This is a genomic window from Allokutzneria sp. NRRL B-24872 (assembly GCF_002155965.1).
Lineage (GTDB): Bacteria > Actinomycetota > Actinomycetes > Mycobacteriales > Pseudonocardiaceae > Allokutzneria.
Genome location: NZ_MUMH01000007.1, coordinates 18,692 through 33,951, shown reverse-complemented (window position 1 = coordinate 33,951; position 15,260 = coordinate 18,692). Strand labels below are relative to the sequence as shown.

The following is a 15,260-nucleotide window of genomic DNA, read 5'->3' as shown; positions in this document are numbered from 1 at the left end:
ATGTCTGGCACCGGGATCTCCCGCAGAGGGCTCCTCTGGCGCGGCGGACTGCTCGCCGCGGGCTCGGTCGGCGCGAGCCTGGCCGGGATCACCGCGCAGAGCGCCGCCGCGGCCCCGCCGAAGTGGGACCCGCACGTCGCCGACGCCAAGCGGCGGCTGGGCAGCCTGCGCGAGTACCTGGACGCGCTGGACGCGCTCGGCGACCTGCGGCAGATCAACCGCGAGGTGGACACGCACCTGGAGATCGGCGCGATCGCCAGGCGCACCACCGAGATCAACGGTCCCGCCGTGCTGTTCAACCGGATCAAGGGACACCGCAAGGGCTTCCGCGTGCTCGGAGCGCCCGCCGCGCTCAGCTCGCTACCCAAGGCCCGCTACGCCCGCGTGGCGCTGTCGCTCGGCTTCAAACCGGACACCCACCCGCTGGCCATGGTGGAGGCGCTGACGCGGGCGCACGACCTCAAACCGATCGAGCCGATAACCGTCCACAGTGGACCGTGTCAGCAGAACGTGTTGCTTGGCAAGGACGCCGACCTCACCAAGATCCCGGTGCCGCTGCTGCACGACGGCGACGGCGGGCCGTACCTGAACACCTGGGGCACCTTCGTCGTCGGCACCCCGGACGGCAAGTGGGTCAACTGGTCGATCAGCCGCGCGATGCTGGTGGACGGCAAGCGCTTCGCGCCCCTGGTCGTCCCGTTCTTCCAGCACCTCGGCGTGATCGCGGCGCAGTGGGCGGAGCAGGGCAAGCAGGCTCCGTTCGCCCTCGTGCAGGGGGCCGAGCCCGGAGTGCCGTTCGCCTCGGCGATGTCGTTGCCGGACGGGGTGAACGAGGCGTCCTTCCTCGGCGGCTACTACGGCAAGCCCGTGGAACTGGTGCGCTGCAAAACGGTCGACCTGCGCGTCCCGGCGACGGCGGAGATCGTCATCGAGGGGCACATCGACTTCGAGAAGACCGTGCCCGAGGGGCCGATGGGCGAGGCGCCCGGCTACATGAGCACGCACGTGCGGCAGATGCCGACCTGCACGGTCACCGCGATCACCCACCGGGACAACGCGATCCTGCCGGTGGTCGCGGCGGGCAAGGCGGTGGACGAGGACCACACCGCGGTCGGCGTTCCCGCGTCCGCGATCATCCTGAACGCCTTGCGCAAGAACGGGATTCCGGCGACGAACGCGTGGATGGTGCCGGAGAGCGCCCTGCACGTGCTCGCGGTGACCGTGCCGAAGGACTGGCCCAAGCGCACCGGCATCTCGTCCTCGCGGGAGCTGACCAAGCGCATCGCGGAGATCATCTGCGACACGCGCGTGGTCATCTGGCTCTCGCAGGTGATGGTCCTCGACGACGACCTGGACGTGACCGAGCACCGCGACCTCATGTGGGGCTTCGCCACCAGGACGCACCCGGTGAAGGACCAGGTGGTGATCCCGCAGCGGTCGTTCAACGCGCTGATGGTCTGCTACGGCAAGGAGGAGCAGGAGAGCTACCTCGCCCCGCTGCTGGCCTTCGACTCGTTGCTGCCGCAGGGCCCCGAGCGCCCGCGCAACGCCGCCTTCGAGGACAACTACCCGGCGGCGCTGCGCAAGAAGATCCTCGACAACTGGGTGCACTAGCGGAGACGCCGCGGCGGGTCACGACCCCGCCGCGGCCACTCAGATCAGCGCTCCGCGAGGAGCGCGGTCATCTCGTCGATCTCCTTCTGCTGCGAGTCCAGGATCGACTGGGCGAGCTTCTTCGCGTCGGCGTCGGAGCCCTTGGCCAGCTCCGCGCGCGACATCTCCAGCGCGCCCCTGTGGTGCTCGATCATCATCCGCAGCCACGCCTTGTCGAAGCCGACGCCCTTGCCCGCCTTCAACTCGGCCATCTGCTGCGGCGTCATCATCCCCGCCATCCCGTGCCCGGCGTGGCCGCTGTGGTCGGTGGGCTCTGGGGCGCCCCAGCGTTTGAGCCAGCCGGTCATCGCGTCGATCTCCGGCTGCTGCGCCTTGCGGACCCGCTCGCCCAGCGCGAGCAGCTTCGGGTGGTCGCTGCGGCCCGGGATGAGGTCGGCCATCTCCACGGCCTGCCGGTGGTGCGGCACCATCCCGGAGGCGAAGTCCACGTCCGCCTGGTTGTGCGCCGGGGCCTGCTGGCCGCAGGCGGTGAGGGTGAGCGCGGCCAGTGCGGCCACGAGGAACCTGAGCTTCATCGCTTCTCGTTTCGAGGAGTCGTGACGGTGGGCCGGGTCCGGGGCGTGCCAAGAAACGCACGCTCTCCGGCTAACCGGTCACAACCGCAGTACGCACAACTCCGCGAGCTTCAGCCGAACCGGTGGCGCGCGACCGGACAGACGGCGCAGCCACCGCAGCAGCGACGGGCGGGCGAGCACGACGGGCTCGCGGCGCAGCAGCGCCACCAGGCTCAGCGCCCCGAGCGCGGCGACCACCACGACCAGTCCGGCGCACATGTGCGTCACCGGGTCCGCAGGGCTCCCGCCATCGCAGTGGTGTTGCTGCACAACGGAAACCGCGTGCGGGACCTGGTGCATCGCGAGCACGCTGAAGCTGAGCCCGGCCACGAGCAGCCCGAGCAGGAGCGTGCTCATGGGTGCCCGGCGCATACCCCCGAGGGTATACGCGCTCCCCGTCAGCCTCCGCAGAACAGGCGCTCCGCGGCGACCGGGTCGGCGGGCACGCGCAACGTGGTCCTGCCGAAGGAGCCGAGGAAGTTGTCCACGAACCGCTCCCACGACATGGGCGCGCGCACGGACTCCTGGAGCTCGGCGAGAGCACCGCAGGACAATGCCCGCCTGGCCGCCTCGTTCTCCTTCGTCGGAGCGCCGTAGTCAGCGGTGATCCACACCCTTGGCAGCTTCTTCTCGTGCCCGACGCGGCCACCGCGATCGGTCAGCTCCAGGTGCGCGGCCAGCGGGTAGGACAGGCCGATCGGGTCCACCACGGTCTCGTCGAGCGTGGTCAGCGCGCCCGCCGTGCCCAGGACCGGCCAGACGAAGGCCACGCGCTCCTCGCGGTGCGGCGCCAGCGGCTCGGTCCTCGGCTTCTCCAGCGCGAACACCAGCTCGCCCTCGGCGGCGCGCACCCAGTTCCGCTTCTCCGGCTGCGCCTCGACGTAGTCCCGCTTGGAGATCGGGTTCACCACGTGGGTGGAGTTCACGTAGTGGCTGCGCTCGTCGGCGACGCCCATCGGGCCGAAGTGCGGCGCGTAGATCGGGCGCAGCAGGGCGGCGGAGAGCAGGGCCCAGCCGATGAGCCCGGCGCTGGCCCACTTCATCATCTCGGGGTTGGCGGGCCTGGGCATGCAGAAGAACGGCAGCAGGATCAGCAGCAGACCGGGCAGCAGCATCCGGCCGTGCATGAAGTCACCGCCGACCTTGATCACGTAGACCATGGACAGCGCGCCCGCGATCACCGGCGCGAACACCAGCACTCGGTCGCTGCGGTTGTAGTGCCGCCGCAGGCCGACCCAGAGCACGATGCCGACCGGGATGATCGCCCCGTAGGTGAGGAACAGGTCGAAGAAGTAGGAGAAGCCGCGCAGCCAGTACGAGCCGGAGGCTTCCTTGCTGATCGCGGGCAGCGGCACGAGGATGCCGTAGTAGCCCATCCGGAAGATCTGGTAGGCCACCGGCAGCGCGCCCGCGACGCCGAGCATCGCGATCGTGGTCCGCCGCGCGGGCCGGTGCAGCAGCCACAGCGCGACCAGGAACACGATCGAGACCAGCGCCAGGTCCGGCCGCACCAGCGGGCCGAGGCCGAACACGAAGGCCAGCCCGAAGTGGGTCTCCCGGTCGCTGTCCCGCGAGTGCACCAGCAACCACCAGCTGCCCGCGATCCAGGCGAAGGCGAACCCGGTCTCCAGTCCGGAGGTGGCGAAGTCCCACATCGGCGACAGCGCGAGCAGGATCACCACGCCCGCCGGGACCGGGGCGCCGCCGTGCAGCCGCTGCGAGGCGGTCACCCCGAGCGCGAACGCCGCACCGGCGAAGCCGAGCCCGAGGTAGACGGCCAGCTGCGGCAGGCTGTCCGGCAGCACGAACCCGACCACGGTGAGTAACCACTGCCAGAGGGTCCCGGTGGAGGTCTCCGCCCGCTCCCCGGCGTTGAAGACCGGGCCGTTGCCCTCCAGGATCTGCTCGACGGCGCGCACGTAGATCAGGCCGTCATCGGAAATCCAGCGCCTGGAGTATCCCGCGACCAGGATCACCGCGACGGCCGCGACCGCGACCCCGGTATTCCAGCGCCGGGAAGAACTCTCCGTAGTCGTTTCGTTATATGCGGTTGCGACACCGAAGGTTGCTTTTGGATTTCCGATATCGTCGAACGGGGTAACTGTCACGTATTTCACTCCATGCCGTGCCGCAACCCCGTTCGGGGCGCCCCCCATTTATAGAGTGAAGCTCGTTGTGCGTGTTCACCGGGGTGCGGCACGGCGTCCCAAAAGACGGGAATTGCGGGCCTCAGCCGCAGAAGCGGCGCTCCGCCTCGACCGGATTCTCCGGTATGCGCAAGGAGGTCCTGTCGAACGCGCCGAGGAAGTTGTCCACGAATCGGCTCCAGGTGAGCGGCGCCCTGACCGACTCCTGGAGCTCGGCCAGCGCGCCGCAGGACAGCGCCCTGCGCGCCGCCGCCGTCTCCTCCGTCGGGAGGCTGTAGTCCGCGAGCACCCACGCGTTCGGCAGCCGCTTCTCGTGGCCGACCCGCCCGCGCGGCTGCGGTTCGAGGTGCGCGGCCAGCGGGTAGGACAGCCCGATCGGGTCGATCACCGTCTCGCTCAGCGGCGTGATGGCTCCCCCGGAGCCCAGGGTCGACCAGACGGTGCCGACGCGCTCGGTCCGCTCCGCGGTCAGCGGGTGGTACTCCCCGGTGAAGCCGATGAAGACCAGTTCGTGCCGCGCTTCGCGCACCTGTTCGATCAGGTCGCCGAAGCGGTCCAGGTACGGCTGCTTGTCGACCGGGTTCCTCGTACCGACGTCCCTGGTCCAGAACGCGCGCTCGTCGGCGATGCCCGCTTCGCCGATCAGGGGCGAGTAGGACGGGCGCGGGTTGATCACGCAGAACGCCGTCGTGGCGACCAGTGCCAGCGAGAGCACGCCGAGACCCGCCCTGCCGGGGCGGGGCAGGCAGAAGAACGGGAGCATGACCAGCAGCAGGCCGGGCAGCAGCATCCGGCCGTGCATGAAGTCGCCGCCGACCTTGACCACGTAGAGCACCGACAGCGCGCCCGCGATCACCGGCGCGAACACCAGGATGCGATCCGCCCTGGTCAGGCGCGTGCGCAGGCCCAGCCAGAGCACCACGAGGATCGGGACCCACAGCCAGTAGGTGACGAACAGGTCGGCCAGGTAGCCCACGCCGCGCTCCCAGTAGGAGGTGGAGGCCTCCTTGCTGATCGCGGGCAGCGGCACCAGCACGCCGTAGTAGCCCATCCGGAAGACCTGGTAGGCCACCGGCAGCGCTCCCGCCACCGCGACCAGTCGCAGCGTCACGCCCAGTCGGGGCCGGTGCAGCAGCCACAGCGCCACCAGGAACACGATCGACACCAGGGCCAGGTCGGGCCGCACCAGCGGGCCGAGTCCGAGCACCACCGCGAGCAGGTGCAGGCCGCCGTCAGCGTCTCGCGAGCGCACCAGCAGCCACCAGCTGCCCGCGATCCAGGCGAACGCGAAGCCCGTCTCCAGGCCAGAGGTCGCGAAATCCCACATCGGAGGCGTCATCAGCACCACCACGACACCCGCGGGAACGGTCACTGAGCCGTGCAGCCGCTGCGCGCCGGTGACGCCGAGAGCGATCGCGGCCGTGGTGCACGCCAGGCCGAGGTAGACGGCGGCGAGCGGCACGTTCGGCACGATCAGCCCGGCCAGTGCGAGCAGCCACTGCCAGAGCGTCCCGGTCGAGCTCTCGGCGCGTTCGCCGGCGTTGAAGACCGGGCCGTTGCCCGCCAGGATCTGCTCCACGGCGCGCACGTAGATCAGGCCGTCATCAGCGATCCAGCGCTGCGCGAACCCGGCGACCGCGATGATCGCGACGGCGCCGATCACGACCGTGCGGTTCCAGCGGCGAACGTGCGCCGGTGTCTCGCGCGGCTTTCCGGTGATGGCCTCATCACTGACCGCAGTACCGACCGCGCCGTCGTGCGCGGAAGAAATGGTCACGAATTCTCCCCAGGTTTTCCTGCCCCGAACGGGCTCCTTTCCGGTGTATGTCGCGTCACGTTGTCCGGCTCGGCGCGGGTAGGGTGGACAAACAACGGCGGACAACATCCGTCCCGGTCAGGAGGGTGTGCGAGTGCCCCGACCCGAGCGCCCGCTGGCCGCCGACGACAGCGCTGTGGCCCGCTTCGCGGCCGCACTCCGCGAATTGCGGGAAAGCGCGGGGAGTCCTGGATATCGCCAGCTCGCGAAACTCGCTCACTACTCGGTCACGACGTTGTCCGACGCCGCCGGAGGGCGGAAGCTGCCCAGCCTCGCGGTGGCGCTCGCCTACGCCGAGGCGTGCGGCGGTGACCGCGCGGAGTGGGAGCGGCGGTGGCGAGAAGCCGACCGCGAGCTGCTCGGGGACGCCGACCGGCTCGCGGAGGACGGTCAGGACTCGCCGTACCGAGGCCTCGCCGCGTTCCGCGAACAAGACGCAGAGTTGTTTTTTGGCCGCGACGAGCTGGTCACCGACCTGGTCGACCGCCTCGGCCGGGACCGCTTCCTCGTGGTGGCCGGGGCCTCGGGAGCGGGGAAGTCCTCGCTGCTGCGCGCGGGCGTCGCGCACCGGGTCTCCGTCGACGGCCTGGCCGGGCAGCAGGGCTGGCGCACCGTGGTGTTCGCGCCGGGCGCCGCACCGCTCGCCAGGTGGGTCGAGCGGCTGGCCGATGCGCTCGGTGACGTGCCTGGAGACGTCGACGCCCGCGCCGCGCTGACCGAGGACCCGACCGCGCTACCGCGTCTCGTCGAGCTGGCGGGCGTCTCGCTGCTCGTCGTCATCGACCAGTTCGAGGAGGTCTTCGGCACCGAGGTCGTGAAAGAGGACCGAGAGGTCTTCCTCGCCGCTGTCCTCGCGACCCGCGGCACCAAGCGGCTGCGGATGGTGCTCAGCGTGCGCGCGGACTTCCTCGGGCACTGCGCGCGCCACACCGACCTCGTGGACGCGATGCGCGACCGGCACGTGCTGGTCGGCCCGATGACCGTCCCGGAGTTGCGCAGCGCGATCACCGAGCCCGCCTTGCGAACGGGCTGCACCGTCGAGGCGGCGCTGCTGGCCACCTTGGTCGCCGAAGCCGCCAACGAGCGCGGCGGACTGCCACTGGTCTCGCACGCGCTCCTGGAGACCTGGCGCCGTCGACGGGGACGCGTGCTCACGCTCAGCGGCTACGAGGCCGCCGGTGGAATCCACGACGCGGTCGTGCGGACCGCGGAGGCGGTGTACGCGCGGCTCGGCGAAGAGGAGGAGGTCGCGGCCCGCGCGCTGTTCCTGCGCTTGGTCGACGCGAGCGAGGGGATTCTGCGCAGGCGAGCCACGAGCGCGGAGCTCGACCGCGAGAACGCGATCAACGCGGGCGTGCTCGAAGCCTTCGCCGACGCGCGACTGCTCACCGTGGACGCGGGCGCCGTCGAGATCGCGCACGAGGCGCTGATCAGCTCATGGCCCCGGCTGACCGACTGGATCGCCGAGGACCGCGAGGGCCACCGCGTGCACCTGCGCCTCGCCGTCGCCGCCGCGGACTGGGACGAGCTCGGCCGCGACCCCAGCGCGCTCTACCGGGGCACCAGGCTGGCCGTCGCCCGCGAATGGGCGGCGGGGGACAAGGTCGTCCTGGCCGCGCGGGAGAGGGACTTCCTCGACGCCGCCGACGCCGCTGAGCGGGCTGAACAGGGCCTGCACGACCGCAGGACACGACAGCTGCGGCAGCTCGTCACGGGGCTCGCCATCGCACTGGTCGTGGCGGTCGTCGCGGGACTGATCGTGCTCAAGCAGCGGCAGGACGCCATCGACCTGCAACAGCTCGCCCTGTCCCGCCAGCTCGCCACGCAAGCCAAGGAGGAGGCGCCGCGCGATCCGCACACGGCCATGCGCCGTGCGCTGGAGGCCTACGAGGCCGCGAGGACGGAGGAAGCTCGCAGCGCCGTCCTCAGCCTCGCCTCGCACCAGGCCAACCACGGCGTGATCACCAGGGAGCCGACCGCCAAGGCGCTCGTCGCGGTCAGCCCGGACGGGTCGCTGGTCGCCACCGACACCCCGGTCGGCGTGCGGCTGTGGGACACGCGGACGTCGGCGGAGCGGGGGGAGCTGCGGATGAAGGACATCGGGCACGGCCTGTCCGCGCTCGCCTTCAGCCGCGACGGCACGCGGCTGAGCGCGGCCAACCTGCACGGCGGGACAGCCACGTGGGAACTGACGAGCCGGGCCGTTGTCACCGAGACAGCTGACCTGGGCGTGGGAATGGCGCCCGAGCTGCTCAGCCCCGGCGGCGATCTGATGGTCATCAGCAACCGCGGCGGCGGGTTCTCGATCTGGCGCACCGGGCAGCGCCAAGCGCAGTACCAGCTGCTGCCCGGCGTGGACTGGCTCGACACGGTCAGCACGACCTTCTCCTCGGACGGCCGAACCCTGTTCACCTCGGACGAGACCGGGCTCGCCGCGAAGTGGGACTCGGCCACCGGTGCCAAACTCGCCGAGTTCCAGCACGGCCAGGGAGCGCTGAGGGCGATCGCGGTCGCCGAGGACGGCCACACCGTCGCGCTCGGCACCAGGGAGGGGCGGCTGCTGCTCTGGGACTCCGCCAGCGGTCGGACCGAGGTCGGCGACAAGCCGCTGCCGGGCCCGATCAGCGACATCGCCTTCATGCCGGGCGGCGCGAGCGTGGTCGTCACCGGCGGCGTCGCGACGACTCTCGTCCGGACCGAGGACCTGCGGGTCCTCACCCACCTCCGGTTGCCACCGGAGCAACTGGTGCACCAGATCGCCACCGGGAAACCGGGCACGGTCGCCGTGGCCAGCACGGACGCGGTCGTGCTCTTCCACATGGAGTGGCTGCCGATGCTGGGGCAGGACGAACTCGGCCAGAAGTCCATCGCCTTCCGCCTCGACGGCGCCGTGGTCGCCGCCGGGCCCCGGCAGGTGTTCACCTGGGCCCTGCCGCGCCCGACCGAACCGCGCCGGGTCCCGCTGGCCACCTCACCCGTCGCGGACCGGATGCGACGGGTCGCCGAGGACCACCTCCCCGTCCCCGCGCGGCCGGTGCTCAGCCCGGACCTCCGGCTGGTCGTGGCGCGCTCCGACGACGAGATCACCCTGTACGACCCGGAGACCGGGGAGGTGGTCGGCTCCCTGCCGGTCTCCCTGCCCGCCCGCCTCGGCGACATGCGGATCAGCGCGGACGGCAGCAGGCTCGCCGTTGGCCGCGACGACGGCTCCGTCACCGTGTGGGACCTGCGCGAGCGACGGGCCGTGGCCACCATCGCCGACGTGACCGCCGAGTTCGCGCTCAACGCCGACGGCACGCGGCTGGCCAGGCGCGGCGAGGACGGGATCGTCGTGTGGAACGTGGACGGCACGCCCAAGCCGACCCGGCTGCCGAGCCCGGGCAGCCCCTACCCGGGGCAGATCGTGTTCAGCCCGGACGGCGCGACGCTGGCCCGCCCCGAGTTCACCGCCGTGACCCTGTGGGACGCCGCGACCGGCGCGCTGAAGAGCCGCGTCGAGACCGGTGCGAGCGTGGTCACCGCCGTGGAGTTCTCCCCGGACGGCCAACTGCTCGCGCTCGGGCACGGCAAGGGCGAGATCACCGTGTGGTCCAGGGCGAACGGACACCTCGTCACGAGCCTGACCGGTGGGCACAGCCGCACCATCCACGCGCTCGCCTGGAAGAAGGACGGCAGCGCGCTCGCCTCCACCAGCTGGGACCGCGACGTCATCGTGTGGCAGTTGCGGCCCGAGGACGCTGTGCGGACGCTGTGCCGGATTCTCGGCGAGTCCAGCGGGGGAGAGCTGCCGGAGAGCTGCCAGACCTAGACCGCGTGCCGCGTTCGGCGGTCTTCAAGCACCTCGACCCCGTGCGGGACGGGCCCTAGTCCTTGCCCCTGAGCACGGCGTGCACGAGCTTCGCCACCGCCGTCATCCCGGCGGCGTTCGGGTGCGCGGGCGCGGTGGGCGAGCTGGGGATGACGCCCTCCATCCACCTGACCTCGGGCGCCTGGCAGGCGTCGCGGCCCTCGCTGGCCCGGTAAGCGTCGACGAAGGGAATCCCGTTCGCGGCGGCCTGCGCGGCGAGCGCCTTGTTCAGCTTCTGCTGGAGCCCGTCTAGGTACTCCACGTCCCCGAAGGCGATCGGCACGGTCGGGAAGCAGCCGACGGCCGCCGGCACCAGACGGGGGTAGCCGACGAAGACCACCTTCGCCTTGGGCGCGCGCCGCTTCAGCTCCGCGAGCACCGCGTCGACCTTCGGCGCGGCGGCCTCGATGCGCTTGCCGATCTGCTCGACGCCGTCGACGGTGTGCTTCTTCTTGCACGGGGTGCCGAGCGGGTCGCTGAAGCTGGCCAGCGCGCAGTCGATCGCCAGCTGCATGAAGCCGATGTCGATGCCGCCGGTGGTGATCGTCACCAGGTCCGTGTCGGGGGTGAGCCGGTCCAACTGCGGCGGGTTGTCGATGTCCCACGACGGCTCGTCCTGCGCGGTGGTCATGTGGTGGGTGAACGCGCCGATACAGCTGGCGTCGGCGTGCTCCCGCACCTTCAGCGCGGCGGCCAGCACCGTCGGGTAGTTGCCGGTCGTGCGCAGGCAGCCGCGCGACTCCGGCCGCGGCTGCGGGATGTACGGGCCGGAGACGAAGGAGTCCCCGAGCGAGACGTAGCGCTCGAACCTCGCCGGCTTCGCGACGGCGGTTGTCGTGCCCGCGCCCAGCGCGGTGATCACGAGCGGCAGGACGAGCAGGCGGCGGAGCGCGGCGGAGAGTGCCATCGGGAGCCCTCGGTGAAAGGAAGCGGCGGCTGGGATGGCTCCGGATGTTGATCTAACTCGGCCGAACGGGTCAATCGTCGATAGGAGTCTCGATAGCGCGGATCGCCGAGCGGGGCACGGCCGTTCGGAGCAACGGCCCGGTGTGAGCCGACCGGCGCCGCACCGCGCGGCGAGGTCTCCGGGCGCGGGTGGTTGTGACCTGGCCTACGCCCCCGGTGGTGGGAGAGCCGTGGGAGCGGCCCAGGCGCGCCGCCGTCGGGCGAGCGGTCTACGATCCTCTCGGATGTCCGGGCAGGCTACGTATGCCGGACGTCGACGGCCCAGAAAGGCGCCGCAGTAGAGCTCAGGAGGCATCGTGACGGCCGTAGCCCCCCAGCCGATCGCCACGCGTCCTTACCCGACGCGTGACTCGGTCAAGGGTTCGTTCCTGCTGCGGATGTTCAGCACGACGGATCACAAGCAAATCGGGATCATGTACATCGTCACGGCGATGGCGTTCTTCCTGGTCGGCGGCGTCATGGCGATGCTGATGCGGACCGAGCTCGCCGTCCCGGGGATGCAGGTCCTCTCGCAGGAGCAGTACAACCAGCTGTTCACCATGCACGGCACGGTGATGCTGCTGCTGTACGCGACGCCGATCGTCTTCGGCTTCGCCAACTTCATCATGCCGCTGCAGATCGGCTCGCCCGACGTGGCGTTCCCGCGGCTCAACGCCTTCTCGTACTGGCTCTACCTCTTCGGTGGCCTCATCGTGATGGCGGGCTTCATCACCCCGGGCGGCGCCGCGGACTTCGGCTGGTTCGCCTACACGCCGCTCTCGGACGCGATCCACTCCCCGGGCGTCGGCGCGGACCTGTGGATCTCCGGCCTGGTCGTCGGTGGTCTCGGCACCATCCTCGGCGCGGTCAACATGATCACCACGGTGATCTGCCTGCGCGCGCCCGGCATGACGATGTACCGGATGCCGATCTTCACCTGGAACATCCTGATCACCAGCCTCCTGGTGCTCATCGCGTTCCCGATCCTGACCGCCGCGCTGCTCGGCCTGCTGGCCGACCGTCACCTCGGCGCGCACGTGTTCGACCCGGCCAACGGCGGCGTGATCCTCTGGCAGCACCTGTTCTGGTTCTTCGGCCACCCCGAGGTCTACATCGTGGCGCTGCCGTTCTTCGGCATCGTCTCCGAGATCTTCCCGGTGTTCAGCCGCAAGCCGATCTTCGGCTACAAGGGCCTGGTCTGGGCGACCCTGGGCATCGCGGCCCTGTCCGTGGCGGTGTGGGCGCACCACATGTACGCCACCGGCGCCGTGCTGCTGCCGTTCTTCGCCTTCATGACCTTCCTCATCGCCGTCCCGACCGGCGTGAAGTTCTTCAACTGGATCGGCACGATGTGGAAGGGGCAGCTCACCTTCGAGACGCCCATGCTCTTCAGCATCGGCTTCATCGTGACGTTCCTCTTCGGTGGCCTCTCCGGCGTCCTGCTGGCGGCCCCGGCGATCGACTTCCACGTCTCGGACAGCTACTTCGTGGTGGCGCACTTCCACTACGTGCTCTACGGCACCATCGCCTTCGCCACCTTCGCGGGCATCTACTTCTGGTTCCCGAAGATGACCGGCCGGATGATGGACGAGCCGCTGGGCAAGCTGCACTTCTGGACCACGTTCATCGGCTTCCACCTGACGTTCCTGGTGCAGCACTGGCTGGGCAACGAGGGCATGCCGCGCCGATACGCCGACTACATCCCCACCGACGGCTTCACCACGCTGAACATGATCTCCACCATCGGCGCCTACATCCTCGGCGCGTCGATGCTGCCGTTCCTGTGGAACGCCTTCAAGAGCTACCGCTACGGCGAGGTCGTGACGGTGGACGACCCGTGGGGCTACGGCAACTCGCTGGAGTGGGCGACCTCCTGCCCGCCGCCTCGGCACAACTTCACCGAGCTGCCCCGCATCCGCTCCGAGCGCCCGGCGTTCGAGCTGCACTACCCGCACATGGTCGAGCGCTTCCGCGCGGAGGCGCACATCGGCGGCAAGCACGGCAAGGCGGCCCCCTCCGAGGTGGCGGCGGCAGCGGTGCAGCCGGATGATGAGACCAAAGGCGACCCCAAAGCCAAGTAGCTAGGCAGTACCAGCAGCTGTGCTCGACGACGAGCCCCTGGGCAGTGATGCCCGGGGGCTCGTTCGCGTTTTCCCAGGCAGTTACCCCGTGAAGAGGAGCCAGACACCGTGACCGGCCCGAACGCGACCCCCGTGCTGATGACCGTGACCGGCCCGGACAAGCCGGGTGTCACCTCGGTCCTGTTCGCCGCCCTGACCAGGCACGGCGTCGAGGTCCTCGACGTCGAGCAGGTGGTGATCCGCGGCAGGCTGGTGCTCGGCGTGCTGGTCTCCACCGACCACGATCCCGAGGGCCTGCACGAGAGGGTCGAGCAGGCCATGGCCACCGTGGGCATGCAGGTCGACGTCGAGGTCGGCGCCTCGGTGTCCAGCGCGCAGCTCGGCTCCACCCACCACCTGATCGTCATGGGGCGCCCGGTCACCGCGCGGGCGTTCACCGAGGTCTCGCGCAAGCTCGCCGCGCTGGAGACCAACATCGACTCCATCCGCCGCGTCGCCGACTACCCGGTCACCGGCCTGGAGCTGTCGGTGACCACCGCGGACCAGACCCCCCAGGGCGACGCGGAGCTGCGCGCCGCCATGGTCGAGCTGTCCTCGCGCATCGGCGTGGACATCGCCGTTGAGCAGTCCGGCCTCACCCGCAGGGCCAAGCGCCTGGTCGTCTTCGACGTGGACTCCACGCTCATCCAGGGCGAGGTGATCGAGATGCTGGCGGCGAAGGCGGGCCACGAGGACGAGGTCCGCGAGATCACCGAGGCCGCCATGCGCGGCGAGCTGGACTTCGGCCAGTCGCTGGAGCGCCGCGTCGCGCTGCTGAAGGGGCTGCCGGAGAAGGCGCTCGACGAGGTCGCCGACGCGGTGGAGCTGACCCCGGGCGCGCGGACCACCGTGCGCACGCTCAAGCGGCTCGGCTTCCGCTGCGGTGTCGTCTCCGGCGGCTTCACCCAGGTCGTGCTCCGCCTCGGTGAGGACCTCGACCTCGACTTCTGCGCCGCCAACGACCTCGAGGTGGTCGACGGCGTGCTCACCGGGCGGGTCGTCGGCGAGGTGGTCGACCGCGCCGGCAAGGCCGAGGCGCTGCGCCGCTTCGCCGGGGAGTACGACATCCCGCTCGCGCAGTGCGTGGCGGTCGGCGACGGCGCCAACGACATCGACATGCTCTCCACAGCGGGCCTCGGCGTGGCCTTCAACGCCAAGCCCGCGCTGCGCGAGGTCGCCGACACCGCGCTGTCGCTGCCGTTCCTGGACGCCGTGTTGTTCGTGCTCGGCGTGACCCGTGCCGAGGTGGAGGCCGCGGACGCGGCGGACGGCCTGCCCGCCGACCGCATCGAGATCGGGTGAGCGGCCAGCTGGTGGTCGACCAGCCGGTGGTTGACTAACGGGGTGCTGGCAACCGCCTCGATCCTGGACCCGCTCGCCGACCGCTACGTGTCGTGGCTGCGCCGGTCAGCAGAGTCCACTGTGGACACTTCTGATGAGGTGCCCGAGCTGGTGCGCGCCATGCCCATGGTGCTGCGCATCGAGAAGGCCGACCCGCCGTCGCGTTCTGCCGTGCTCGCGGCGGCGGCGTCCTCAGCGATCGCCGTCTGCCTTGACCCGCTCGCCGCGCCGGGGCAGCCGTGGCACGACGAGGTGCACGCGTGGATGTGCGGCCGCATCCGCAAGGTCTCCCGCCGTGCTCGCGGAGCGCACTGGACCGCCGTCCAGGACCTGCCCGGCGTGACGGTGTCCCACTCCGGCGCCGAGGTGCGGTCGCTGCTGCCCGGCCTCGTCGTGGAGACCCCGCGCGTGCTGGGCCGCCTCCAGATCTCTGGCAGTGAGCTTCCCGAGGACGAGCAGTTGCCCGCCCCGCCCGCGAACGCCCCGGTGCTGTGGCTCAACCCCGGCGTGGCGATGACCGTGGGCAAGGCGGCGGCGCAGGTCGGTCACGCCACGATGCTGCTCGCCGCGCTGCTGCACGCCGACGGCCGCCACGCGGACCTGGCCGACTGGGCCACCGCCGGGTTCCCCTGCGCGGTCCGCAAAGCCGACCCGTCCCGCTGGCGCGACCTGCACCCCGGCGAGGACCCCGCCCTCGCCTGGAAGTCCAAGCGCGTCGTCGCCGTTCGCGACGCGGGCTTCACCGAGGTCGACCCCGGCACCATCACCGTCATCACCCAGTGGCCCCACGTCTGACGGCTTCAAGACCAGCAAACC

General features: G+C 70.8%; 10 protein-coding genes. 5 read left to right on the top strand and 5 right to left on the bottom strand.

Features of this window, described 5'->3' with window-relative positions:
• Entirely contained in the window at window positions 1–1,614 is a 1,614-nt protein-coding gene (locus CCN37_RS01505) for a UbiD family decarboxylase (RefSeq protein WP_086818788.1), read from the top strand.
• A 44-nt stretch (window positions 1,615–1,658) separates the two neighbouring features.
• On the opposite strand, the gene CCN37_RS01500 is transcribed toward CCN37_RS01505, so the two are convergent.
• The 4 genes from CCN37_RS01500 to CCN37_RS01485 all read right to left on the bottom strand — a co-directional run bounded on the left by CCN37_RS01500 (window position 1,659) and on the right by CCN37_RS01485 (window position 6,152).
• Window positions 1,659–2,189 (bottom strand): DUF305 domain-containing protein, encoded by a 531-nt coding sequence (locus CCN37_RS01500; protein ID WP_086818787.1) that lies wholly within the window; start codon window positions 2,187–2,189, stop codon window positions 1,659–1,661.
• 78 nt (window positions 2,190–2,267) lie between these two features.
• Complete coding sequence (locus tag CCN37_RS01495) at window positions 2,268–2,600, bottom strand: hypothetical protein (RefSeq protein ID WP_143261359.1); 333 nt, start codon at window positions 2,598–2,600, stop codon at window positions 2,268–2,270.
• A 26-nt stretch (window positions 2,601–2,626) separates the two neighbouring features.
• Entirely contained in the window at window positions 2,627–4,204 is a 1,578-nt protein-coding gene (locus CCN37_RS01490; RefSeq protein ID WP_086818785.1) for a hypothetical protein, read from the bottom strand.
• A 253-nt stretch (window positions 4,205–4,457) separates the two neighbouring features.
• The gene (locus CCN37_RS01485) at window positions 4,458–6,152 is read right to left on the bottom strand and encodes a hypothetical protein (RefSeq protein ID WP_086818784.1); all 1,695 of its coding nucleotides are present in this window, start codon (window positions 6,150–6,152) and stop codon (window positions 4,458–4,460) included.
• Window positions 6,153–6,285: 133 nt separating this feature from the next.
• Between CCN37_RS01485 and CCN37_RS01480 the strand changes: the two genes are divergently transcribed.
• Entirely contained in the window at window positions 6,286–9,999 is a 3,714-nt protein-coding gene (locus tag CCN37_RS01480) for a PQQ-binding-like beta-propeller repeat protein (protein ID WP_086818783.1), read from the top strand.
• Window positions 10,000–10,054: 55 nt separating this feature from the next.
• Here CCN37_RS01480 and CCN37_RS01475 read toward each other — a convergent pair whose 3' ends face one another.
• Complete coding sequence (locus tag CCN37_RS01475) at window positions 10,055–10,945, bottom strand: SGNH/GDSL hydrolase family protein (protein ID WP_086818782.1); 891 nt, start codon at window positions 10,943–10,945, stop codon at window positions 10,055–10,057.
• A 355-nt stretch (window positions 10,946–11,300) separates the two neighbouring features.
• Here CCN37_RS01475 and ctaD point away from each other — a divergent pair, with 355 nt between their 5' ends.
• The 3 genes from ctaD to CCN37_RS01460 all read left to right on the top strand — a co-directional run bounded on the left by ctaD (window position 11,301) and on the right by CCN37_RS01460 (window position 15,239).
• Complete coding sequence (gene ctaD, locus CCN37_RS01470) at window positions 11,301–13,064, top strand: cytochrome c oxidase subunit I (protein WP_086818781.1); 1,764 nt, start codon at window positions 11,301–11,303, stop codon at window positions 13,062–13,064.
• Window positions 13,065–13,202: 138 nt separating this feature from the next.
• The gene (serB, locus tag CCN37_RS01465) at window positions 13,203–14,405 is read left to right on the top strand and encodes a phosphoserine phosphatase SerB (protein ID WP_086818822.1); all 1,203 of its coding nucleotides are present in this window, start codon (window positions 13,203–13,205) and stop codon (window positions 14,403–14,405) included.
• A 42-nt stretch (window positions 14,406–14,447) separates the two neighbouring features.
• Window positions 14,448–15,239, top strand: a complete 792-nt coding sequence (locus tag CCN37_RS01460; RefSeq protein WP_086818780.1) for a peptidyl-tRNA hydrolase — start codon at window positions 14,448–14,450, stop codon at window positions 15,237–15,239.
• Window positions 15,240–15,260: the final 21 nt, after the last annotated feature.

Coding starts and splice junctions, on each gene's coding strand:
- CCN37_RS01505 (WP_086818788.1), top strand. CDS start 1: ATGTCTGGCACCGGGATCTCCCGCAGAGGGCTCCTCTGGCGCGGCGGA.
- CCN37_RS01500 (WP_086818787.1), bottom strand. CDS start 2,189: ATGAAGCTCAGGTTCCTCGTGGCCGCACTGGCCGCGCTCACCCTCACC.
- CCN37_RS01495 (WP_143261359.1), bottom strand. CDS start 2,600: ATGCGCCGGGCACCCATGAGCACGCTCCTGCTCGGGCTGCTCGTGGCC.
- CCN37_RS01475 (WP_086818782.1), bottom strand. CDS start 10,945: ATGGCACTCTCCGCCGCGCTCCGCCGCCTGCTCGTCCTGCCGCTCGTG.
- serB (WP_086818822.1), top strand. CDS start 13,203: ATGACCGTGACCGGCCCGGACAAGCCGGGTGTCACCTCGGTCCTGTTC.